This is a genomic window from Variovorax sp. Varisp46 (assembly GCF_059491885.1).
On sequence record NZ_CP168515.1, the window covers coordinates 2,349,872 to 2,370,499 of the forward strand.

A 20,628-nucleotide genomic window follows, 5' to 3' on the forward strand; every position below is an offset into this window, starting at 1 on the left:
GGCATGCCGCCATCGCCCGCCCGCGGCAACCGCACCCCATGCTGAATTACTTCCTCAAACGACTGTTGGGCCTGATCCCCACGCTGCTCATCGTGGCGGTGCTGGTGTTCCTGTTCGTCCACATGCTGCCCGGCGACCCGGCGCGACTCGCCGCCGGCCAGGACGCCGACGAGCAGACCGTGGCCATGGTCCGCGCGGAGCTCGGGCTGGACAAGCCGCTGCCGCAGCAGTTCGTGAACTTCTTCTCCCACATGCTGCAGGGCGACTTCGGCACCTCCATCCGCACCCGGCGGCCGGTGTCGGCGGAGATCGGCGAACGCTTCTTCCCGACGGTGATGCTGACCATCACCAGCATGGTGTGGGCGGTGATCTTCGGCATGGGCATCGGCATCGTGTCTGCCGTGTACCGCAACAAATGGCCGGACCGGCTGGGCATGACGCTCGCGGTGTCGGGCATCTCTTTCCCCGCATTTGCACTCGGCATGCTGCTGATGCAGATCTTCTCGGTCCAGCTCGGCTGGCTGCCCACGGTGGGGGCCAGCAGCTGGAAGCACTACATCCTGCCCTCGATCACGCTGGGCGCGGCCGTGGCGGCCGTGATGGCGCGCTTCACGCGGGCCTCCTTCGTCGAGGTGATCCAGGAAGACTTCGTGCGCACCGCGCGCGCCAAGGGCGTGCACGAATCCAGCGTGGTGTTCAAGCACACGCTGCGCAACGCGCTGATCCCGGTGGTCACGATGATGGGCCTGCAGTTCGGCTTCCTGCTGGGCGGCTCGATCCTGGTCGAGGCCGTCTTCAACTGGCCGGGCCTCGGGCGCCTGCTGGTCGATGCCGTGCAGATGCGCGACTACCCCGTGATCCAGACGCTGGTGCTGCTGTTCTCGCTCGAATTCATTTTGATCAACCTGGTGGTGGACGTGCTCTACGGCTACATCAACCCCACCATCCGCTACAAGTGAGGCAGCCGACATGACGCAAGCCACCGGCGTGACCGCCGAATCGATCACTCCGCCCGTGGTGGCGGTTCAAACCGCGGGCAAGGTCCGCACGCCCTGGGGCGAATGCTGGCGCCGCTTCAAGAAGCAACCTGTGGGCATCGTCGCCGCGGTGTTCGTGCTGCTGCTGGTGTTCGTCGCGGTGTTCGCACCCTGGATCGTGCCCTTCGATCCGGAGAACTTCTTCGACTACGACATGCTCAACACCGGCCCCTCGGCCGCGCACTGGTTCGGCGTCGATCCACTCGGGCGCGACATCTTCAGCCGAATCCTGGCCGGCGCGCGCATCTCGCTGATGGCGGGCTTCCTGTCGGTGGTGCTGGGCGGCATCATCGGCACCGCCTTCGGCCTGCTGGCCGGCTACTACGAAGGCTGGTGGGACCGCATCGTGATGCGCATCTCCGACGTGCTGTTCGCCTTCCCCGGCATTCTTCTCGCGCTCGGCGTGGTCGCCATCCTGGGCAGCAGCATGACCAACGTGGTGGTGGCCGTGTCGGTGTTCAGCGTGCCGGCGTTCGCGCGGCTCGTGCGCGGCAACACGCTGGTGCTCAAGCAGCAGACCTACATCGAGGCCGAGCGCAGCATCGGCGCATCCGACTGGACCATCATCGTGCGGCACATCCTGCCGGGCACCATCTCCTCGATCGTGGTGTATTTCTCGATGCGCGTCGGCACGTCGATCATCACGGCGGCCAGCCTCTCCTTCCTGGGCATGGGCGCACAGCCGCCGACGCCCGAATGGGGCGCAATGCTCAGCGAGGCCCGCGCCGACATGGTGACCTCGCCGCACGTGGCGCTGTTCCCCAGCCTGGCCATCTTCTTCACCGTGCTCGCCTTCAACCTGCTCGGCGATGCGCTTCGCGACGCGCTCGATCCGAAGATCGACCGCCAGTAGCTCGTTTTTTCTTCATGCCATCGACGACCTCCCTGCCCTTCATCGGCAATCTGCTCCAGGGCGCGCGCAATGCAATCACCGACGTCGCGGGCGTCACCGTGGGTCACCAGACGCTCAGCGACGGTGCCGTGCAGACCGGCGTGACGGTGATCCGGCCCCACGCGGGAGACCCGTTCCGCGACAAGGTGCCCGCGGCCGCCGTGGTGCTCAACGGCTTCGGCAAGAGCGTGGGGCTGGTGCAACTCGCCGAACTCGGCGTGCTCGAGACGCCAATCGCGCTGACCAACACCTTCTCGGTCGGCACGGTGGCCACGGCGCAGATCCGGCATTGCGTTGCGGCGAACCCCGAGAGCGGCCGGTCGCTGCCGACGGTGAACCCGCTGGTCTTCGAGTGCAACGACGGCTTCCTCAACGACATCCAACGGCTGGCTGTGACCGAGTCGGACTACCTGCGTGCGCTCGGCAACGCCGGCGTCGACTTCGCGCAAGGCTCGGTCGGCGCGGGACGCGGCATGTCGAGCTTCCAGCTCAAGGGCGGCATCGGGAGCGCATCGCGCCGCGTCTCGGCCCCCGACAGCGCGGTGCACACCGTCGGCGCACTGGTGCTGGCGAACTATGGGCGACAGCCGCAACTGGTGCTGGCGGGGCATGCGGTCGGCGAGCGATTGGCGACGCAAGGCTCGGCCGAATGCAAGGAGCCTGAAAAGGGCTCGATCATCATCGTCGTCGCCACCGACGCGCCGCTCGATACGCGCCAGTTGCGCCGTCTCGCGCTGCGCGCGGGCGCGGGGCTGGCCCGCACGGGCTCAGTCTTCGGGCACGGCAGCGGCGACATCGTGCTGGCTTTTTCCACCGCCTACACCGTGCCCGACCAGGTCGAGCGGCCGATGCCGGTCCTGGCAATGCTGCACGACGGGCTGCTCGACGGCCTCTTCCAGGCCGCGGCCGACAGCACCGAGCAGGCGATCATCCATGCGCTGTGGCGCGCCGAGGCCGTGACCGGCCGTGACGGCAATCACCGCGCCGCGCTGAGCGAACTCCTGCCCGCGGCCACCTTTTCTTCTCGAGCCTGACCTGATCGCACCGCCCATGAAAGTCCTGATCTCCACCGACATCGAAGGCGTCGCCGGCGTCTATCACTCCGAGCAAGTGCGCGCGGGCAACCCCGAGTACGAGCGTGCGCGCCTGTTGATGGCGCAGGAGGCCAACGCGGCGATTGCCGGTGCCTTCGACGCGGGTGCCACCGAAGTGCTGGTGAACGACTCGCACGGCGGCTTTCGCAACATGCCGCCCGACGTGCTCGACGCGCGCGCCCGCGTGGTGCAGGGCAAGCCGCGCTACCTGAGCATGGTGGCCGGCGTCGAGGAAGGCGTCGACGCGGTCTGCATGGTGGGCTATCACTCGCGCGCGCAGGGGCGCGGCATCCTGGCGCACACGATCAACAGCTTTGCCTTTGCAAGCATCTCGCTCGGCGGGCAGGAGTTGGGCGAAGCCGGGCTCTACGGCGCGCTGGCCGGGGAATATGGCGTGCCTGTAGTGATGGGCAGTGGAGACGACGTGTTCATTGCCGAGAACCGGCCGCTCTTTCCGCACGCGACCTTCGTCGAAACCAAGAAGGCCACGGGGTGCAACAGTGGCGTATCGCTGTCACCCGAGCAATCCCGACGAGCAATTCGCGCGGGCGTGGAAGAAGCGCTGGCCGCCCGCTCCCGGGCGAAGCCGCTCGTCTTCGAGGGCCCGCAGACCGTGACGCTGCGCGCCCAGTCGCCCGCGCTGGCCGACCTGTTCTGCCAGTGGCCGGCTTTCGAGCGCGTGGACGGCGTCACGCTTCGTTTCATCGCCGAGACGGTCGAAGCCGCGGTGCGCATGCTGAATTGCTGCTCGGCCATGTCATCGATGCTGCGCTAAAGCATTACGCCCTCTTCCAGGGCGAACAGGAAAACAGGCCCGGGGACATCCCGGCCTCGCCGCGGGGCTTATCCTTGCCCATGCAGGGCACCCGCGCCCTTATCCGGAATAAGCATCCAACCGTCCCGCAACCCGCATGGATGCTGGGGAATAAGCTTATCCGCATAAGGCGCGAACCAAAAAATAGTTTGTTTCCATAAGGCCGGCTTTCAGAATCTCGGCTTCTTGCTGGGGCGATGGACGCACTGCACTTCAAGACACACGCACGATGTACCAATACACAGAATTCGACCGACAGTTCGTTCATCAACGAGCCGCCCAATTCCGAGACCAGCTCGAGCGCTGGCAAAAAGGCCGTCTTCACGAGGACGAGTTCCGCCCCCTTCGGCTGCAAAACGGCTGGTATGTCCAGCGCTACGCGCCGATGCTGCGCGTGGCCGTGCCTTACGGCGAGCTCTCCAGCCGCCAGATCCGCGTGCTGGCCCGCATCGCCCGGGAGTACGACGAGCCCGAAGCCGAGGTCTACAAAAAGGCCGTCGAGACGCAGGGCCTGCTCGGCAGCCACAAGCTCCCGACCCACTACGCCCATTTCTCGACGCGCCAGAACGTCCAGTACAACTGGATTCCGCTCGCCAAATCGGCCGACGTGATGGACCTGCTGGCTTCGGTCGACATGCACGGCATCCAGACCAGCGGCAACTGCATCCGCAACATCACGAGCGACGAGCGCGCCGGCATTGCCGTCGACGAAATCGCCGATCCGCGTCCGTTCGCGGAAATCATGCGGCAGTGGAGCACGCTGCACCCCGAGTTCGCGTTCCTGCCGCGCAAGTTCAAGATCGCCATCACCGGCGCCACCGAAGACCGCGCCGCGACCGGCTGGCACGACGTGGGCCTGCACATCGTGAAGAACGAGGCCGGCGAAATCGGCTTCCGCGTGCAGGTGGGCGGCGGCATGGGCCGCACCCCCATCATCGGCACCGTGCTGCGCGAGTTCCTGCCGTGGCAGCAGATCATGAATTACCTCGAAGCGGTGATTCGTGTGTACAACCGCTATGGCCGCCGCGACAACATCTACAAGGCGCGCATCAAGATCCTGGTGAAGGCCGAGGGCCAGCGCTACATCGACGACGTCGACGCCGAGTACAAGCAGATCCTCGAGCACGACGGCGCGCCGCACACCATCACGCAGGAAGAGTACGACCGCGTGGCCGCATCCTTCGTTCCGCCGACGCTCGCCACCCGCGTGCTGCAAAGCGCCGAGAAGACCGACGCCGAGCTGCGCGCCCAGGCCGCCGACGACGTCATGTTCGCCCGCTGGCTGGCGCGCAACGTGGCGCCACACAAGAACCCCGCGCTGCGCGCCGTGACGCTGTCGTTCAAGCGCCTGAAACAGGCGCCCGGCGATGCCTCGGCCGACCAGCTCGACACGCTCGCGCAATTGGCCGACCGCTTCTCGGCCGGCGAAGCCCGCGTGACGCACGACCAGAACGTCGTGCTGCCCTGGGTGCATGCCGAAGACCTGCATGCGCTGTGGCTTGCCGCCCGCGCTGCCGGCTTTGCCAGCGCCAACGTGCACCTGCTGACCGACATGATCGCCTGCCCCGGCGGCGACTTCTGCGCGCTGGCCAATGCGCGCTCCATTCCCATCGCCGAAGCGATCACCGAGCGCTATCAGGACCTCGACGAGCTCGACGACCTGGGCGAGATCGACCTGCACATCAGCGGCTGCATCAACTCGTGCGGCCACCACCACAGCGGCCACATCGGCATCCTGGGCGTCGACAAGGACGGCAAGGAGTGGTACCAGGTCACCCTCGGCGGCTCCGACGGCTCCGCGCTCAGCGGTACGCCGCAGGCCGGCAAGGCGGTCGGCCCCTCGTTCTCGGCGGCAGAAGTGCCGGGCGTGATCGAGGCCGTGCTCACCGCGTACCGCGACACCCGCGAGAGCGGCGAGAACTTCATCGACACGCTGCGCCGTGTGGGCCATGACCCGTTCAAGGCCGCGGCCAACGGTGCGCGTTTCAAGGTGGAGGAAGCAGCATGAAGAAGAACCTGAACATCCTGGCCGCCGAAGAACATGTGGACGACGGCGACCCGAAAGTGCTGCAGTTGCCGAACGACGCAGACCCGCTCGCCATCGAGGTGTGCCTGGAAGACATCGAGCGCATCGACCTGAACTTTCCGAAGTTCACCGACGGCCGCGCCTACAGCCAGGCCTTCCTGCTGCGCCGCCGCCTGGGCTTCAAGGGCGACATCCGCGCCACCGGCGACGTGCTGATCGACCAGCTGGTGCAGATGGAACGCACCGGCTTTTCCAGCGCCGTGCTCAAGGAAGGCGTGGACGCCTCCGACGCGCAGCGCCAGTTCGACCGCTTCGCCGCGTTCTACCAGGGCGATGCGGTGAAGACCGCGCCGCACTTCGTGGCCGGCACCTGAGCCCCGAGAGACCTTCAGCCATGAGCATGGACCTCACCAAAATCAACGCCGAACTCGGCCGCAACGCCGAGGGCCTGGTGGACTGGGCGATCGGCCTGGGGCAGCCCACCATCGTCACCACCAACTTCCGCCCGTTCGAGGCGGTGATCCTGCACATGGTCACGCGCGCCAAGCGGGATGTTCCCGTGGTCTGGATGGACAACGGCTACAACACCGAGGCCACCTACCGCTTTGCCGACGAGGTGACGAAGCAACTGGGCCTGGACCTGCACATCTACCTGCCGCGCCGCTCGCGTGCGCATCGCGAAGCGGTGGAGGGCCCGACGCCGGCGCTCGACGATCCGCGCCATGCTGCCTTCACGGAAGAAGTGAAGCTCGAGCCCTTTGCCCGCGCGCTGCGCGAGACGGCGCCCAAGGTCTGGTTCACCGCGCTGCGGGCCACCGACACGGCCGTGCGTGCGCAGATGGACCCGGTCAGCGTCAATCCGGACGGCCTCATCAAGGTCGCGCCGCTGCTGCACTGGTCGTCCAAGGAGCTGTACGAGTACTGCGAGGCGCATGGCCTGCCGAACAACTTCGATTACGTGGACCCGACCAAGGGCGAAGACAACCGCGAGTGCGGATTGCATCTTGCGCACTGAGAGCCAAGGTCTCACCGATTCACCGCATCCAGCATCCCCTCCGATGAACGCCCGTACCGAAACCGAACTGCTGCAGCCGCCCATGCACTCTCCCGCGCGCCTGTCCAACACGCACCTCGATGCACTCGAAGAAGAAACCGTCTTCATCCTGCGCGAGGTCGCGGCCGCCTTCGAGCGTCCCACCCTGCTGTTCTCGGGCGGCAAGGATTCGCTGGTGCTGCTGAAGTGCGCGGAAAAGGCCTTCGGCGCCGGCCGCATTCCCTATCCGCTGCTGATGATCGACACCGGCCACAACTTCCCCGAAGTGACCGACTACCGCGACCAGCGCGCGAAGGAGCTGGGCGCCGAACTGATCGTGCGCAGCGTCGAAGACTCGATGAAGCGCGGCACCGTGCGCCTCGCGCACCCCGGCGAATCGCGCAATGCGCACCAGTCGGTGACGCTGCTCGAAGCCATCGAGGAGTTCCGCTTCGACGCGCTGATCGGCGGCGCCCGTCGCGACGAGGAAAAGGCCCGCGCCAAGGAGCGCATCTTTTCGCACCGCGACTCCTTCGGCCAATGGCAGCCCAAGGACCAGCGCCCCGAGCTGTGGACGCTGTTCAACACGCGCCTCGCTCCCGGCGAGCACTTCCGCGTGTTCCCGATCTCGAATTGGACCGAGCTCGATGTGTGGCAATACATCGAGCGCGAACACGTCGGCCTGCCGTCGATCTACTACACGCACAAGCGTGAAGTGGTCGAGCGCCGCGGCCTGCTGGTGCCGGTGACCGGGCTGACCCCGGCGCGCGACGGCGAAACCGTGCAGGTGCGCGACGTGCGCTTCCGCACCGTGGGCGACATCACGACCACCTGCCCGGTCGAGAGCCTCGCGGCCGATGCGGGCGACGTGGTGCTCGAAACACTGTCGGTCGACGTGAGCGAACGCGGCGCCACCCGGATGGACGACATGACCTCCGAAGCATCCATGGAAAAACGCAAGAAAGACGGTTACTTCTGATGAGCGCGACGACGACAGCCTCCCCCCAAGAACTCGCCGCTCACGGCGACACCGGCACCGCTCTGCGCTTCATCACCTGCGGCTCGGTCGACGACGGCAAGAGCACGCTGATCGGCCGCCTCCTGGTCGACAGCAAGACCGTGCTGCAGGACCAGCTCGCCGGCGTGCAGCGCGGCGGCGAAACCGACCTCGCCCTCCTGACCGACGGCCTCTCGGCCGAGCGCGAACAGGGCATCACGATCGACGTGGCCTACCGCTACTTCTCGACCGCCAAACGCAAGTTCATCATCGGCGACGCGCCGGGCCATGAGCAGTACACGCGCAACATGGTCACGGCCGCCTCGGCCGCCGACGCCGCCGTGGTGCTGGTCGATGCGACCAAGCTGGCCTGGGCCGCCGAGGTCGAAGACGGCACGGTCGTCAAGCGCGAGCTGCTGCCGCAGACGCGCCGCCACTCGCTGCTGTGCCACCTGCTGCGCGTTCAGTCGATCGTGTTCGCGGTCAACAAGCTCGACGCCATCGACGACGCCGGACTCGCCTTCGAGCGCATCTCGGCCGCGCTGAACGCTTTTGCCGAAGCGGCCGGCGTGCAGGTCGCGGCCATCGTGCCGATCTCCGCGCTCAAGGGCTGGAACGTGGCCACGCGCCATGCCGACTGGGTCGGCTACGAAGGTCCGAGCCTGCTGGAGCTGCTCGAGGAACTGCCCGTGACGGCGCAGGACGAGGCCGTGCCTTTCGCCTTTCCGGTGCAGTGGGTCGAGAAGTTCTCGGCCTCCGCCGACACCTCGCAAGGCCGCCGCGTGTTCTGGGGCCGCGTCGCCTCGGGCCATGTGGAACCCGGACAGCGCGTGACCGTGCTGCCGAGCAACCAGACCGCCACGGTCGCGCAGGTGCTGAGCCATACGCGCCAGCCGAAGTCGGTGCATGCGGGCCACAGCGCCGGCATCGTGCTCGACCGCGAGGTCGACGTGTCGCGCGGCGACTGGCTGCTGGCGCCCGAGGCCTTCGAGCCGGTGCGCGAGATCACGGCCACCGTGGCCTGGCTCGACGACGAGCCGCTGGTCGCGGGCCGTGTGTACTGGGCGCTGCAGGGCCACCGCTGGGTCAAGGCCAAGGTGGCGCGCATCGTCGATCGCGTGAACATCACGACGCTCGAATCGGAGCCGGCAACGCAGCTGGAAGCCAACGCCATCGGCGACGTGGTGCTCGCGCTGCAGCAGCCGCTGGCCGTGCTGCCCTTCACGCAATCGCGTGCACTGGGCTCGCTGGTGCTGGTCGATACCGCCTCCCACAAGACCGCTGCTGCCGTGCTCGTGCAGCCTGCCGCCGCAAAGGCCTAAAATCAGGGGTTTTCCCCGATCAAACTGACGTTAAAAGACAAATGACCCACGTCGTCTCCGAAGCCTGCATCCGCTGCAAATACACCGACTGCGTGGACGTTTGCCCCGTCGACTGCTTCCGCGAAGGTCCCAACATGCTGGTGATCGATCCGGACGAGTGCATCGACTGCGCGGTCTGCATCCCCGAGTGCCCGGTCAACGCGATCTACGCCGAGGAAGATCTGCCGGCCAACCAGATCGCCTTCATCAAGATCAACGCCGAGCTGGCCCTGGCCGACGGCTGGAAGAGCATCACCAAGCGCAAGCCGGCGCTGCCTGACGCTGAAGAGTGGAAAGACAAGACCGACAAGGTCGGGGAGCTGGTGCGCTGAGCACGCAAGCCGCCCCGATCGAAACCGACGCCCTCATCATCGGCGCCGGTCCGGTCGGGCTGTTCCAGGCCTTCCAGCTCGGCCTGCTCGAGATCTCCTGCCACATCGTCGATGCGCTGCCCGCCGCAGGCGGCCAGTGCGTGACGCTCTACGGCAACAAGCCGATCTACGACATTCCCGGCACGCCGGTCACCAGCGGCCGCGGCCTCGCGCAATCGCTGCTGGAGCAGATTGCGCCCTTCAAGCCCCAATTCCATTTCGGCGAGCAGGTGGCCACGCTCGAAAGGCAGGCCGACGAGCGGCTGCTGCTGACCACCTCGGCGGGCAGCGCTTTCCTGGCCAAGACAGTGTTCATCGCGGCCGGCGTGGGGGCCTTCGTGCCCAAGCGCATCGCCGTCGAGGGCATTGCGCAATTCGAGGGCGCATCGCTTTTCTATCACCCCGATTCGCTGGAGCGCTTTGGCGGCCAGACCGTGGTGGTCAACGGCGGTGACGACATTGCGCTCGAAACCGCCATCGCGCTCACGGCCGTTGCGAAGCAGGTCACGCTGGTCCACCGCCGCGATGGCTTCCAGGCCGACGAAACCACCGTTGCCTCAATGCGAGCCCTCGTGGCCGCGGGCAAGCTGGCCTTCCAGGTCGGCCAACCGACCGCGTTCGACGGCAAGCAACTGCAGATCACCACGCCTGATGCAACGACCGTCGATCTGCCGCTCGACGCGCTGATCGCCTGCCTGGGCATCTCGCCGCGCCTCGGCCCCATCGCCGACTGGGGCCTGGAACTCGAGCGCAAGCAGGTGCCCGTCGACACCGAGAAGTACGAAACCCGCGAGCGCGGCGTGTTCGCGGTGGGCGACATCAACACCTACCCGGGCAAGAAAAAGCTCATCGTCTGCGGCTTCCACGAAGCCACGCTGGCGGCCTGGGGCGCCACGGCCATCGTCTTTCCGGGCAAAGCCGTGCCGCTGCAGTACACGACCACCAGCACGCGGCTGCACGAGCTGCTGGGCGTGGCTACTGCCCGCGAGGCAACAGCGCGCGGTATTCGCCGATGAAGCTGCCGATGGCGGCAACGTAGCGGTCGATGTCCGCATCGGTCAAGGGCAGCGACAGCACGACAAAGCCGCGCGGCGAGGCATAGATGCCCTGCTCCAGCAGGTGGAAGAACAGCAGCTGCCGAAGCCGTCCGTCGACCGCCGCCAGGTCGTCCACGCGGCGCACCTCGCCGCGCAGGAAATGCGCGTTCATCAGCGACCCCACGCCGGTGAACTGCATGGCCACATCCTCCGCCGCGCACAACGCATTGAGCCGCGCGCGCATCGCCTCGCCGCGCCCGGCCAGCGCGGCTGCAGCCTGGGGCGTGAACAGCTTCGTAAGCCCGGCATGGCCGGCCGCCATCGTCATCACGTTGTTGTTGAAGGTGCCCGAATGCGAGAGCGGTCCGGTGCGCGGGTCGAACGGCGCCATCACGTCGGCCCGCCCGCCGAAGGCGCCGAAGGACATGCCGCCGCCGATGTACTTGCCCAGCGTGGTCAGGTCCGACCGGATGCCCAGCCTGTTCGCCAGTCCGTGCGGCGCGAGGCGCGAGGTCATCACCTCGTCGAAGACCAGCAATGCGCCGACGCGCGTGGCCGACTCACGCAATGCCTGCAGGAAGTCGAGACGCCCCGGAATACAGCCGCTCGCCCCCTGCATCGGCTCGGCCAGAACAGCGGCGATCTCGGTGCCGTGCCTTTCGATCTGCTCGCGCGCTGCCTGCGTGTCGTTGTAGGGCAGCACCAGGAAGTCGAACGGCACGGTGGTCGGCAACGGCCTGGCGCCGAAACCCAGTACGCCGCCGTGGTAGCCGCCCGAGAACACCACGATCTTGCGGCGTCCCGTGAAATGCAGAGCCGCCGTCAACGCCATCAGGTTCGCTTCGGTTCCCGAATTGGTGAAGCGCAGCTGCTCGATCTGCGGAAAGCGCTCGCAGATGAGCCTTGCGAGCCGGCCTTCGAGCAGGTTGTGGCCCGTAAGGTTGATGCCGCTTTGCATCGCCTCGACGACGGCGTCGCGTATCTCGGGCGCCGAATGGCCATAGACGCCTGCCGTGTACTCGGCGATGAAGTCGGCATAGCGGTGGCCGTCGGCATCCCACAGCGCCGCGCCCTCGCCCCGGGCAATGGTGAGCGGAAACGGCGCATAGAACAGCACCGAGCGGCTATTGGCACCGGGCATGTAGCGCGCCTGTTCCTCGAACTGGCTGCGGCTGGCCGGGTTGCTGTCGGTGAAGCGCTGGTGCGCCCCTGCAAGGGCGCGGTCGGTGGCGGCATGGGTCATGGCAATGTCCTTCGGATGGCGAGGCTCTCGCCTCTTGCAGCGAATTTAATTGATCAATGCTCAATTAATATTGTTTATACAGTCAACCAAGCTGCAGCACAATGGCTGCAGCCATGACGAAGAAATCGCCACCCAAGCCGCGCACCGCCGGCCGCCCCGCCGGCGGTGGCGGCCTGACGAAGCAACGCATCGCCGAGGAGGCACTGGCGCAGATCGACGAATTCGGCCTCGGCGCCTTCAGCATGCGAGAGGTTGCGGCGCGGCTCGATGTCTACCCGGCCACGGTGCACTGGCACGTAAGCACGCGCGAGGCGCTGCTGGCCGAAGTGGCGGCCATCGTCATGGCCGAAGTCGCGCCGCCGCCCGGCAAGCTGGCCTGGAAGGACTGGATCGCCGAACTGTTCCGGCGCTGCCGCGCCGCCGTGCGCCGCCATCCGAACGTGGCGCAGCTGCTGGGCGCGCAGCTGGTGTCGAACGGCAGCCTGCCGATGGCGTTGGTCGAGGGCGTGCTGGCCGCGCTGACCGAAGCCGGCTTCGAGGGCGAGCCGCTGCTGGAGGCCTACAACTGCGTGATCGCGGCGATGCTGGGTTTCCTCACGATGGAGTTCTCGCCCCTGCCCGCCGACAACACACAGGCCTGGGCCGAGGAGTTGCGCGAGCGCGTGCACACGATCCGCCCGCTCGACCATCCGGTGCTCACGCGCAACCTGCCGCTGCTGGCCAACAAGGCGTTCATCGTGCGATGGGACAACGGCACGGCGGTGCCGCTCGACGGCAGCTTCGAGCGCCACATCCAGATCACCATCGACGGGCTCGAGGCCTTCGCGCGGCGGATCGAGGCGGCGTAGGCCCCGCGGTTCGCGCAGCGCCTCAACGATGGCGGTGGCATGCGACCGGCGCTTCTGCGGGTTTACCCCCTGGAATGGCACGCCCGTCGTCGCGGGCTTCCCCGCAGCGGATAAACTCCGCCCTGCGCCGCGGCTCGCCACGGTGCAATTGCTAGGGGTGCTGGGCGGCTTGCCGTCCGGCTGAGAAAGTCCCTTTGAACCTGTCCGGTGGTTTCACCGGGGGTCCGCATCGTTTCCGACGACGCGGGCTCGAGGCAATCCTCGCGCAGGGAAGCTGGTCCGGTGGCCTCTCACGTTCTCTCGCGTGACGGCTGCGCCGCTCGGGCCCCGCCCACCTGCCAAACCTTTTGCACTGGAGCAAATGGATGGCAAACGATGACACCGCTACCGGCGCCAACGAAGCGCTGACGCCGCTGCCCGCATCCCAGCGCGTGTTCGGCTGGCACGACCACGCCTCGCTCTGGTTCAGCCTCGGCGTGGGCCTGCTGGTGATGCAGATCGGCGCCTACCTGGTGCCGGCCGTGGGCACGCGCGACGCGGCCATTGCCATCGTGCTCGGCTCCTGCGTCGGCGCCGGCCTGCTGGCCTGGACCGCGCGGCTGGGCTGCGAGAGCGGCCTAGCCAGCGCCGGCCTGATGCACGCCACCTACGGCAGCGCCTTCGCGCGGCTGCCGGTGCTGCTCAACATCGTGCAGCTGGTGGGCTGGACCACTTTCGAACTCGTCGTCATGCGCGAAGGCACGCAGGCCATCGGCCAGTCGGTGGTCGGCCCTTCGCTCGGCACCGCCTGGGGCGGCGTGCTGACCACGCTGCTCTGGGGCGCGGTGCTGCTGGCGCTGCTTGCAGGGTCGATGGTCAAGCTGGTGCGGCGCTTCGTGAGCCGCTTCGGCCTGCCGCTGGTGGTGCTGTCGCTGATCTGGCTCACATGGCAATTCGCGACGCGGTTACAGGCCAAGGGCCTGGACGCCTTCTGGGCACGCCCGGGTGACGGCACGATGGGCATGTTCGGCGCGCTCGACCTGGTGATCGCGATGCCGGTCTCGTGGCTGCCGCTGGTGGCCGATTACGCGCGGCACGGCCGGCGCAGTGCGACCGGCAAGGGCGGCCTGGGCAGCGCCTTCAGCGGCACCTGGATCGGCTATGCGCTCGCCAACATCTGGTGCTACGCACTGGGCGTGATGGTGGTGAGCGTGGCCGAGCCCGGCACGGGTCTGGTCACCGCGCTGCTGCTGGCACAGGGCGGGCTGGTGGCGCTGGGGCTGATCCTGATCGATGAACTCGACAACGCGTATGGCGATGTCTATTCGGGCTCGGTCTCCACGCACAGCCTGCTGCCGCGTTGGAGCGTGAAACACTGGGGCCTGCTGCTGGCCGCGCTGTGCATCGCATTGGCTCTGGTGCTGCCAATGCACACGCTGGAGCCCTTCCTGCTGCTGTTGAGCTCGGTGTTCGTGCCGCTCTACGGCGTGATCATAGGGCGGCTGGGCGGCGGCCAGTCGGTGTCGCCGGCCGGCACGCGGCAGATCGATTTCGGCGCGGCGCTGATCTGGATCGCGGGCATCGCGGCGTACCACGCGCTGGCCAGGTGGGCGCCGCAGTTCGGCTCTGCGCTGCCCACGCTGGCGGCGACTTTTGTTCTCGCCTGGCTCAGCCGGCCTTCACAGGCAAACGGTGCGTCGGCACTGGCGCAAAGCCGTGGTTGAGGGGGCCATGACCCGCACCGACCTTCACGTTCGCACCGGCGGCCATCGCGCCGAGGATGTAGGCACGCGCCTGTTCGACCGCCTCGGGCAGCGCCGCGCCCAATGCAAGATGCGCGGCGATGGCGGAAGACAGCGTGCACCCCGTGCCATGCAGGTTGCGGCTGGCAATGCGCCGGGAGGCCAGCCGCTTGCGCTCGCCGCCGGTTTGCAGCAGCACGTCGACCACGTCTTCGCCCGGCAGATGGCCGCCCTTGAGCAGCACGGCCTTTGCACCGAGCGCGAGCAGTTCGTCGGCGGCGCCGTCGAGCGCATCGACGCCATCGATGGCATGGCCGATCAGCAAGGCGGCTTCATCAAGGTTGGGCGTGACGACCACGGCGCGCGGAAACAGTTCGCGCACCAGCACCTGCACCGTCTCGGCCGCGATCAGGCGGTCGCCGCTGGTGGCCACCATCACGGGGTCGAGCACCACGTTCTTCAATTGATAGCGGTCGATGGCCCAGGCCACCACCTCGACCACCTCGGGTGCATGCAGCATGCCGAGCTTGACGGCATCGACGCCGATGTCTTCCACCACCGCCTGGATCTGCGCCTTGAGGAAATCGGGCGGCACGCCGTGGATGCCCGAGACGCCGAGCGTGTTCTGTGCGGTGAGCGCGGTGATGGCCGTCATGCCGTAGCAGCCGAGCGCCGCGAAGGTCTTGAGGTCGGCCTGGATGCCGGCGCCGCCGCCGCTGTCGGAGCCGGCGATGGAGAGCACGCGTGCGTAGCGCTGGGTGGGTGCGGGGGTCATGCCGAAAATTATCGGCGACTCTTCTTCTCCCTCCCCTTCCGGGGGAGGGCCGGGGTGGGGGCACGCGGCGTATCCATTGGGGGCTCTGCCTGCCCCCATCCCAGCCTTCCCCCAGAGGGGGAAGGAGCAAGACCATGAGCCTTCCTTTTCAATCGGCTGCCATTCTCGGCGCAGGCCTCATGGGCCGGCTGCTGGCGGTGACGCTCGCGCAGGCCGGCTGCAAGGTCGATCTGTTCGAAGCCGGCAGTCCCGATGCCGAAGGCGCCGCCGCGCGCGTGGCTGCGGCGATGCTCGCCCCGTTGGCCGAATCGGCCGTGGCACCTTTGTCAGTCGTGCGCATGGGGCAGTATGCGCTGTCGCGCTGGCCCGAACTGCTTGCCTCGCTCGCTCAGCCCGTGTTCTTCCAGCGCGAAGGCACACTGGTGCTCTGGCATCGGCAGGACGCCGCCGAAGCCACACGGCTTGCGCGCGTGCTTGCGAACACCGGCACGCAGGTGCCTGAGCTCGCGCCGATGCAGACACTCGGCGCGCAAGCGATTGCCGCGCTCGAGCCTTCACTGGGCCAGCGTTTCGCGCAGGGCCTGTTCCTGCCGGGCGAAGGCCAGCTCGACAACCGCGCGTTGCTGGCTTCGTTGCTCGCCACGCTGCAGGCCAGCCCGCGCGTCACGCTGCACTGGCAATCGCCGCGCGCACCCTCGGACTTTTCGCCCGGTGCGACGGGCCAGCCCGACTGGTTGATCGACTGCCGCGGTCTCGGCGCCAAGCCCCAATGGAACGCGCTGCGCGGCGTGCGTGGCGAGGTGATCCGCGTGCACGCGCCCGAGGTGAGCCTGAAGCGCCCCACCCGCCTCGTGCATCCGCGCTACCCGCTCTACATCGCACCCAAGCCCGGCAAGCTGTTCGTGATCGGCGCGACCGAGATCGAATCGGACGACATGTCGCCCGCCAGCGTTCGCTCCACGCTCGAACTGCTGAGCGCCGCCTATGCCGTGCACAGCGGCTTCGCCGAGGCGCGCATCGTCGAGATCGCCACGCAGTGCCGCCCTACGCTGCCCGACAACCTGCCCGCCATTCGCCAGCCGCAGCCGCGCGTGCTGCAGATCAACGGCCTGTACCGCCACGGTTTCATGATCGCGCCCGCCCTGCTCGACGCCGCGATGGAACTGCTTGCGCATGGCCACTCGGTCCTCGCAAGGAGCTTCGGCATGGAGACCTCCGACACATGACGATGAACATCCTGATCAACGACAAGCCCTTCACGCTGCCGGACCACGCCAGTCTGACCGACGCTCTGGCGGCATTGAACGCCACGCCGCCTTTCGCGGTGGCCGTGAACCGCGAGTTCGTGCCGCGCTCGGCATACGCTGCGCGCACGCTCCAACCCGACGACCGCATCGAAGTGATCCGCCCCGTGACCGGCGGCTGAATGATGGAGACAAAGAACATGACAACGAACGACCCCTTGGTGCTCTACGGCGAGACCTTCCAGAGCCGCCTGCTGCTGGGCACCGCGCGCTACCCCTCGCCCGACCTGCTCGAAGCCGCGGTGAAACGCGCAAGGCCCGCGATGCTGACCGCCTCGCTGCGCCGCCAGACCGCCAGCCAGGGCTCGGGCAACAGCGAGCTCGGCAACGGCTTCTGGGAGCTGCTGCGCAAACTCGCGGTGCCGGTGCTGCCCAACACCGCCGGCTGCCACAGCGTGCAGGAGGTGATCGCCACCGCGCAGATGGCGCGCGAGCTGTTCGACACGCCGTGGATCAAGCTCGAGCTGATCGGCGACGACTACACGCTGCAGCCCGACACGCTGAACCTCGTCGATGCCGCTTCGCAGCTGATCCGCGACGGCTTCAAGGTGCTGCCCTACTGCACCGAAGACCTCGTGCTGTGCCAGCGGCTGGTCGACGTCGGTTGCCAGGCCGTGATGCCCTGGGCTGCGCCCATCGGTACCGGCCGCGGGCCGATCAACCCCTACGCGCTGCAGGTGCTGCGCGACCGCCTGAAGGTGCCGATGCTGGTCGACGCGGGCCTTGGGCTGCCCTCGCATGCCTGCCAGGTAATGGAGTGGGGGTACGACGGCGTGCTGCTCAACACCGCCGTTGCGCTGGCGCAGGACCCGGTCGCGATGGCCGGTGCTTTCGCCGACGCGGTGCAGGCCGGCCGCACCGCATACCGTGCCGGCGCCATGGCCGCGCAAGACGCAGCACAGCCCAGCACGCCTGTGCTCGGCACGCCCTTCTGGCATCACGCACCATGACCGCCGCGACCGACGCCCGCGCCATCGCGCACGCCATCGTCGCGGCCCACGGGTTGCGCTTTGGCGCCATCACCTCCGCGCCCGTGGCCGCGCCCAGCTTCTCTTCCGACGACCCCGTCTACCGCGGCGCCAAGCAGGCCTGCACCGCTCTCGGCTTCATCGAGATCGATGCCGAATGCCTGGCCCATGCGTGGCGCGCCCAGACGCAGCGCCTGGGCAGCTTCGACGCCGTGCTGTGGCCCGCCGCACCCGAAGATTTCGGCATGCGGCCGTTTCCACCGGCCGGGCGCGGCGACGCGTTCCCGCCCTGCCCCGAACGGCTCGGCCTGTATGCCGTGCTGCCCGATGCGCAATGGGTCGGCCGCATGGCGCGCGCTGGCGTACCGACGGTGCAGTTGCGCTTCAAGTCCGGTGACGCAGCGGCCGTCGAACACGAAGTGCAGGCGGCCGTCGAAGCGGTGCAAGGTACCGGCGCCCTGCTCTTCATCAACGACCACTGGCGGGTCGCCATCGCGGCCGGCGCCTACGGCATCCACCTCGGCCAGGAAGACCTCGACGCGCTCTCGCCCGACGAGCTGGCGCAACTGCGCGCCTCGGGTCTTCGCCTGGGTGTCAGCACGCATGGCTACGCCGAGATGGTCCGCGCCGACAGGGTGAGCCCGAGCTACATCGCCATGGGCGCGGTGTACCCGACCACGCTCAAGAAGATGGCGACCGCACCGCAGGGCGTGGCCCGGCTTGGCGCCTATGCACGGCTGCTGCACGGCTATCCGCAGGTCGGCATCGGCGGCATCGACGCCGTGCGGCTGCCCGAAGTGCTCGCCACCGGCGTCGGCTCCGTCGCCGTGGTACGCGCGCTGGTCGCGGCCGAAGACCCCGAGGCCACGGCCGCGCAGTGGATGGCGGCCATAGGCGCCACAGCGGGCAACTGAACAGAATGAACCACAAGCTCACCTCCTCCCCTGGCTGGCCACTCTCGCCCGTTTCGCGTGCACTGGCCGTCGTTCTTTTCACCACTGCCTTCGGCGCGCATGCGCAACAAGGCACGTTGCGCGAAGTCACAGTCACCGAAGGCGCCGCCGCACCGCAAGCCGACATCAGCGGCTTCGGCGACGTGCCGCTGCGCGAGTTGCCGCTCTCGGCCACGGTGATCGACGGCAAGCAGTTGCGCGACAGCGGCGCGCGCCGGCTCGCCGACCTCACGCAATTCGATGCCTCGGTCACCGACGCCTACAACTCCGCGGGCTACTGGGACTACCTCACGGTGCGCGGCTTCGTGCTCGACAACCGCTTCAACTACCGGCGCGAGGGCCTGCCGATCAGCGCGGAGACATCGATCCCGCTCGACAACAAGGAGCGCGTCGAGATCCTGCGCGGCACCAGCGGCATCCAGGCCGGCACCAGCGCGCCGGGCGGGCTGGTCAACTACGTCGTGAAGCGGCCCACCGAACAGGACCTGCGCACGGTGCGAATCGAGACCACGAGCCGCGGCAGCACGCTCGGCGCCATCGACCTGGGCGGGCGCTTCGGCGCGGACCGCCAGTTCGGCTATCGGATCAACGTGGCGAGCGAAAACCTCAAGCCGCTCACGCACAACCTCGACGGCAACCGCAACCTGTTCTCGCTCGCGGCCGACTGGCGCATCTCGCGCGACTCGGTGCTGGAGTTCGAGATCGAGCAAAGCCGCAAGACGCAGCCGAGCCAGAACGGCTACAGCCTGCTGGGCAGCGCGCTGCCTGCGCCGGTCGATCCGCGCATCAACCTCAACAACCAACCGTGGTCGCAGCCCTCGGTGTTCAAGGCGCTGACGGGCACGGTGCGATTCAGCCAGGCGTTGAACGCCGACTGGCGCTGGAGCGCGCAGATCGGCCAGCAGCGCCTGAAGAGCGACGACCGGCTGGCCTACGCCTTCGGCTGCGGCGCCGAAGGCAACTACGACCGCTACTGCTCCGACGGCACCTTCGACTTCTACGACTTCCGCAGCGAGAACGAGCGCCGCACGCAGACCGCGGGCAGCCTCAACCTCAAGGGCAACGTGACGACGGGCAGCGTGCGGCATGAGCTCGGCTTCGGCCTGCTGCAGAGCCGCGTGCGCAACCGCTTCGACAACCAGGCCTACAACTACGCGGGCACCGGCAACGTCTGGGGCACGGCCATCGTGCCGCCGAGCCCCGATGCCATCACGCCGCAGACCAACCGCGACGAACGCTCGACCGAGCTGTCGGTGCAGGACGCGATACGCTGGAACGACCGCTTCACCACCTGGCTCGGCGTGCGCCACACGCGGCTCGATCGCAGCAGCATCGGCAACGATGGCTCGAGCCCGACCGGCTACAAGCAGGACGTGACCACGCCGTGGATCGCGGCGAGCTACGCCATCCAGCCGGGGCTGCTGGCCTATGCGAGCTGGGGCAAGGGCGTCGAATCGCAGGTCGTGCCGAACAGGATCTCGCAGTACAGCAATGCGGGGCAGGCGCTGCCCGCGTTGACCTCGCGCCAATGGGAACTGGGCCTGAAGGGCGGCAGCGAAGCATTCAGCTGGCAGGTCGCGTGGTTCGACATCTCGCGGCCGATGACCAACCTCGACCTGTGCGGCGCCTACTGCGAAGTGCGCAACGACGGGCGCGCGGTGCATCGCGGCCTGGAGGCCGGCGCGCAATGGAGCCAGGGTCCGTGGCGCATCGGCGGCAGCATCGCGGTGATCGATGCCAAGCGGCGCGGGAGCACCGCGAATCCGGCGCTCAATGGAGAGTCGCCGACCAACGTGCCCAAGGAGGTGCTGCGGGCGCAGGCCGCGTACCGCGTCGCATCGGTGCCGGGCCTCGAAGTCGCGGGGCAGCTTTCGTACGAAGGCCGCCGCAACGTGTTGCCCGACGGCTCGGTCACGTTGCCTTCGTGGACCCGCGTCGATGCGGTGCTGCGCTACGACACCAAGGTACGGGGCGTGAACACCAGCTGGACGCTGGCCGTCGATAACCTGTTCGATCGCCGCTACTGGAAGGAATCGCCCTATCAGTTCAGCCACGTCTACCTGTTCCCCGGGGCGCCGCGCACGCTGCGCCTCGGGGTAAGTGTTGCGCTTTGAACGCGGCCGGGCAAGCACCGTCAAAAATCACGCTATAATC

General features: G+C 67.8%; 20 protein-coding genes. 18 read left to right on the forward strand and 2 right to left on the reverse strand.

The window, feature by feature from the left end; translation table 11 throughout:
- Positions 1–38: 38 nt before the first annotated feature.
- From gsiC to ACEN9N_RS11170, 11 genes are all read left to right on the forward strand, one after another.
- Positions 39–959 (forward strand): glutathione ABC transporter permease GsiC, encoded by a 921-nt coding sequence (gsiC, locus tag ACEN9N_RS11120; protein ID WP_007839308.1) that lies wholly within the window; start codon positions 39–41, stop codon positions 957–959.
- 10 nt (positions 960–969) lie between these two features.
- Positions 970–1,890, forward strand: coding sequence for a glutathione ABC transporter permease GsiD (gene gsiD, locus ACEN9N_RS11125; RefSeq protein ID WP_413311567.1), 921 nt, complete (start codon positions 970–972; stop codon positions 1,888–1,890).
- Between the two features lie 14 nt (positions 1,891–1,904).
- Entirely contained in the window at positions 1,905–2,963 is a 1,059-nt protein-coding gene (locus ACEN9N_RS11130; protein ID WP_007839306.1) for a P1 family peptidase, read from the forward strand.
- A 16-nt stretch (positions 2,964–2,979) separates the two neighbouring features.
- Complete coding sequence (locus ACEN9N_RS11135) at positions 2,980–3,798, forward strand: M55 family metallopeptidase (protein ID WP_495656077.1); 819 nt, start codon at positions 2,980–2,982, stop codon at positions 3,796–3,798.
- A 268-nt stretch (positions 3,799–4,066) separates the two neighbouring features.
- A complete protein-coding gene (locus ACEN9N_RS11140; protein ID WP_007839304.1) occupies positions 4,067–5,845 on the forward strand; it encodes a nitrite/sulfite reductase in 1,779 nt (592 codons plus the stop codon).
- Positions 5,842–6,237: a DUF934 domain-containing protein gene (locus ACEN9N_RS11145; RefSeq protein ID WP_056518187.1), complete on the forward strand. Its 396-nt coding sequence runs from the start codon at positions 5,842–5,844 to the stop codon at positions 6,235–6,237. The genes ACEN9N_RS11140 and ACEN9N_RS11145 overlap by 4 nt, the downstream gene beginning before the upstream one ends.
- A 20-nt stretch (positions 6,238–6,257) precedes the next feature.
- Complete coding sequence (locus ACEN9N_RS11150) at positions 6,258–6,878, forward strand: phosphoadenosine phosphosulfate reductase domain-containing protein (RefSeq protein ID WP_007839299.1); 621 nt, start codon at positions 6,258–6,260, stop codon at positions 6,876–6,878.
- Positions 6,879–6,921: 43 nt separating this feature from the next.
- Complete coding sequence (gene cysD, locus ACEN9N_RS11155) at positions 6,922–7,875, forward strand: sulfate adenylyltransferase subunit CysD (protein WP_007839298.1); 954 nt, start codon at positions 6,922–6,924, stop codon at positions 7,873–7,875.
- Entirely contained in the window at positions 7,875–9,215 is a 1,341-nt protein-coding gene (locus ACEN9N_RS11160) for a sulfate adenylyltransferase subunit 1 (RefSeq protein WP_413311560.1), read from the forward strand. The genes cysD and ACEN9N_RS11160 overlap by 1 nt, the downstream gene beginning before the upstream one ends.
- 41 nt (positions 9,216–9,256) lie before the next feature.
- Positions 9,257–9,586: a ferredoxin FdxA gene (gene fdxA / locus ACEN9N_RS11165; protein ID WP_007839295.1), complete on the forward strand. Its 330-nt coding sequence runs from the start codon at positions 9,257–9,259 to the stop codon at positions 9,584–9,586.
- The gene (locus ACEN9N_RS11170) at positions 9,544–10,641 is read left to right on the forward strand and encodes an NAD(P)/FAD-dependent oxidoreductase (RefSeq protein ID WP_413311558.1); all 1,098 of its coding nucleotides are present in this window, start codon (positions 9,544–9,546) and stop codon (positions 10,639–10,641) included. Before fdxA ends, ACEN9N_RS11170 begins: the two co-directional genes overlap by 43 nt.
- Here the strand turns inward: ACEN9N_RS11170 and ACEN9N_RS11175 are convergent.
- Positions 10,601–11,905: an aspartate aminotransferase family protein gene (locus ACEN9N_RS11175; protein ID WP_495656078.1), complete on the reverse strand. Its 1,305-nt coding sequence runs from the start codon at positions 11,903–11,905 to the stop codon at positions 10,601–10,603. The two genes, ACEN9N_RS11170 and ACEN9N_RS11175, sit on opposite strands and share 41 nt — an antisense overlap.
- Positions 11,906–12,018: 113 nt before the next feature.
- Between ACEN9N_RS11175 and ACEN9N_RS11180 the strand changes: the two genes are divergently transcribed.
- Together ACEN9N_RS11180 and ACEN9N_RS11185 are read left to right on the forward strand one after the other, a co-directional pair.
- Positions 12,019–12,753 carry a TetR/AcrR family transcriptional regulator gene (locus tag ACEN9N_RS11180; RefSeq protein ID WP_495656079.1) on the forward strand — a complete coding sequence of 245 codons (735 nt, stop codon included), beginning with the start codon at positions 12,019–12,021 and terminating at the stop codon, positions 12,751–12,753.
- A 365-nt stretch (positions 12,754–13,118) separates the two neighbouring features.
- Entirely contained in the window at positions 13,119–14,456 is a 1,338-nt protein-coding gene (locus ACEN9N_RS11185; protein ID WP_495656080.1) for a purine-cytosine permease family protein, read from the forward strand.
- On the opposite strand, the gene thiD is transcribed toward ACEN9N_RS11185, so the two are convergent.
- Entirely contained in the window at positions 14,401–15,249 is an 849-nt protein-coding gene (thiD, locus tag ACEN9N_RS11190) for a bifunctional hydroxymethylpyrimidine kinase/phosphomethylpyrimidine kinase (RefSeq protein WP_413311554.1), read from the reverse strand. The genes ACEN9N_RS11185 and thiD overlap by 56 nt on opposite strands.
- A 134-nt stretch (positions 15,250–15,383) precedes the next feature.
- On the opposite strand from thiD, the gene ACEN9N_RS11195 reads away from it, so the two are divergent.
- The 5 genes from ACEN9N_RS11195 to ACEN9N_RS11215 are packed head-to-tail and all read left to right on the forward strand — an operon-like array spanning position 15,384 to position 20,588.
- A complete protein-coding gene (locus tag ACEN9N_RS11195) occupies positions 15,384–16,475 on the forward strand; it encodes an FAD-dependent oxidoreductase (protein WP_495656081.1) in 1,092 nt (363 codons plus the stop codon).
- Entirely contained in the window at positions 16,472–16,675 is a 204-nt protein-coding gene (gene thiS / locus ACEN9N_RS11200) for a sulfur carrier protein ThiS (RefSeq protein ID WP_007839285.1), read from the forward strand. Before ACEN9N_RS11195 ends, thiS begins: the two co-directional genes overlap by 4 nt.
- Positions 16,676–16,693: 18 nt before the next feature.
- Complete coding sequence (locus ACEN9N_RS11205; RefSeq protein ID WP_007839284.1) at positions 16,694–17,503, forward strand: thiazole synthase; 810 nt, start codon at positions 16,694–16,696, stop codon at positions 17,501–17,503.
- On the forward strand, positions 17,500–18,435 hold the full coding sequence (locus ACEN9N_RS11210; RefSeq protein ID WP_495656082.1) for a thiamine phosphate synthase: 936 nt from the start codon (positions 17,500–17,502) through the stop codon (positions 18,433–18,435). Before ACEN9N_RS11205 ends, ACEN9N_RS11210 begins: the two co-directional genes overlap by 4 nt.
- 5 nt (positions 18,436–18,440) lie before the next feature.
- On the forward strand, positions 18,441–20,588 hold the full coding sequence (locus ACEN9N_RS11215; protein ID WP_495656083.1) for a TonB-dependent siderophore receptor: 2,148 nt from the start codon (positions 18,441–18,443) through the stop codon (positions 20,586–20,588).
- The last annotated feature ends 40 nt before the right edge of the window (positions 20,589–20,628 follow it).

What these genes read in the sequence shown, in the direction of transcription:
- ACEN9N_RS11185 (WP_495656080.1), top strand. Translation starts at nt 13,119, where the DNA reads ATGGCAAACGATGACACCGCTACCGGCGCCAACGAAGCGCTGACGCCG.
- fdxA (WP_007839295.1), top strand. Translation starts at nt 9,257, where the DNA reads ATGACCCACGTCGTCTCCGAAGCCTGCATCCGCTGCAAATACACCGAC.
- thiD (WP_413311554.1), bottom strand. Translation starts at nt 15,249, where the DNA reads ATGACCCCCGCACCCACCCAGCGCTACGCACGCGTGCTCTCCATCGCC.
- cysD (WP_007839298.1), top strand. Translation starts at nt 6,922, where the DNA reads ATGAACGCCCGTACCGAAACCGAACTGCTGCAGCCGCCCATGCACTCT.
- ACEN9N_RS11130 (WP_007839306.1), top strand. Translation starts at nt 1,905, where the DNA reads ATGCCATCGACGACCTCCCTGCCCTTCATCGGCAATCTGCTCCAGGGC.
- ACEN9N_RS11205 (WP_007839284.1), top strand. Translation starts at nt 16,694, where the DNA reads ATGACAACGAACGACCCCTTGGTGCTCTACGGCGAGACCTTCCAGAGC.
- thiS (WP_007839285.1), top strand. Translation starts at nt 16,472, where the DNA reads ATGACGATGAACATCCTGATCAACGACAAGCCCTTCACGCTGCCGGAC.
- ACEN9N_RS11160 (WP_413311560.1), top strand. Translation starts at nt 7,875, where the DNA reads ATGAGCGCGACGACGACAGCCTCCCCCCAAGAACTCGCCGCTCACGGC.
- ACEN9N_RS11215 (WP_495656083.1), top strand. Translation starts at nt 18,441, where the DNA reads ATGAACCACAAGCTCACCTCCTCCCCTGGCTGGCCACTCTCGCCCGTT.
- ACEN9N_RS11140 (WP_007839304.1), top strand. Translation starts at nt 4,067, where the DNA reads ATGTACCAATACACAGAATTCGACCGACAGTTCGTTCATCAACGAGCC.
- ACEN9N_RS11210 (WP_495656082.1), top strand. Translation starts at nt 17,500, where the DNA reads ATGACCGCCGCGACCGACGCCCGCGCCATCGCGCACGCCATCGTCGCG.
- gsiD (WP_413311567.1), top strand. Translation starts at nt 970, where the DNA reads ATGACGCAAGCCACCGGCGTGACCGCCGAATCGATCACTCCGCCCGTG.
- ACEN9N_RS11150 (WP_007839299.1), top strand. Translation starts at nt 6,258, where the DNA reads ATGAGCATGGACCTCACCAAAATCAACGCCGAACTCGGCCGCAACGCC.
- ACEN9N_RS11175 (WP_495656078.1), bottom strand. Translation starts at nt 11,905, where the DNA reads ATGACCCATGCCGCCACCGACCGCGCCCTTGCAGGGGCGCACCAGCGC.
- ACEN9N_RS11180 (WP_495656079.1), top strand. Translation starts at nt 12,019, where the DNA reads ATGACGAAGAAATCGCCACCCAAGCCGCGCACCGCCGGCCGCCCCGCC.
- ACEN9N_RS11135 (WP_495656077.1), top strand. Translation starts at nt 2,980, where the DNA reads ATGAAAGTCCTGATCTCCACCGACATCGAAGGCGTCGCCGGCGTCTAT.
- ACEN9N_RS11195 (WP_495656081.1), top strand. Translation starts at nt 15,384, where the DNA reads ATGAGCCTTCCTTTTCAATCGGCTGCCATTCTCGGCGCAGGCCTCATG.
- ACEN9N_RS11145 (WP_056518187.1), top strand. Translation starts at nt 5,842, where the DNA reads ATGAAGAAGAACCTGAACATCCTGGCCGCCGAAGAACATGTGGACGAC.
- gsiC (WP_007839308.1), top strand. Translation starts at nt 39, where the DNA reads ATGCTGAATTACTTCCTCAAACGACTGTTGGGCCTGATCCCCACGCTG.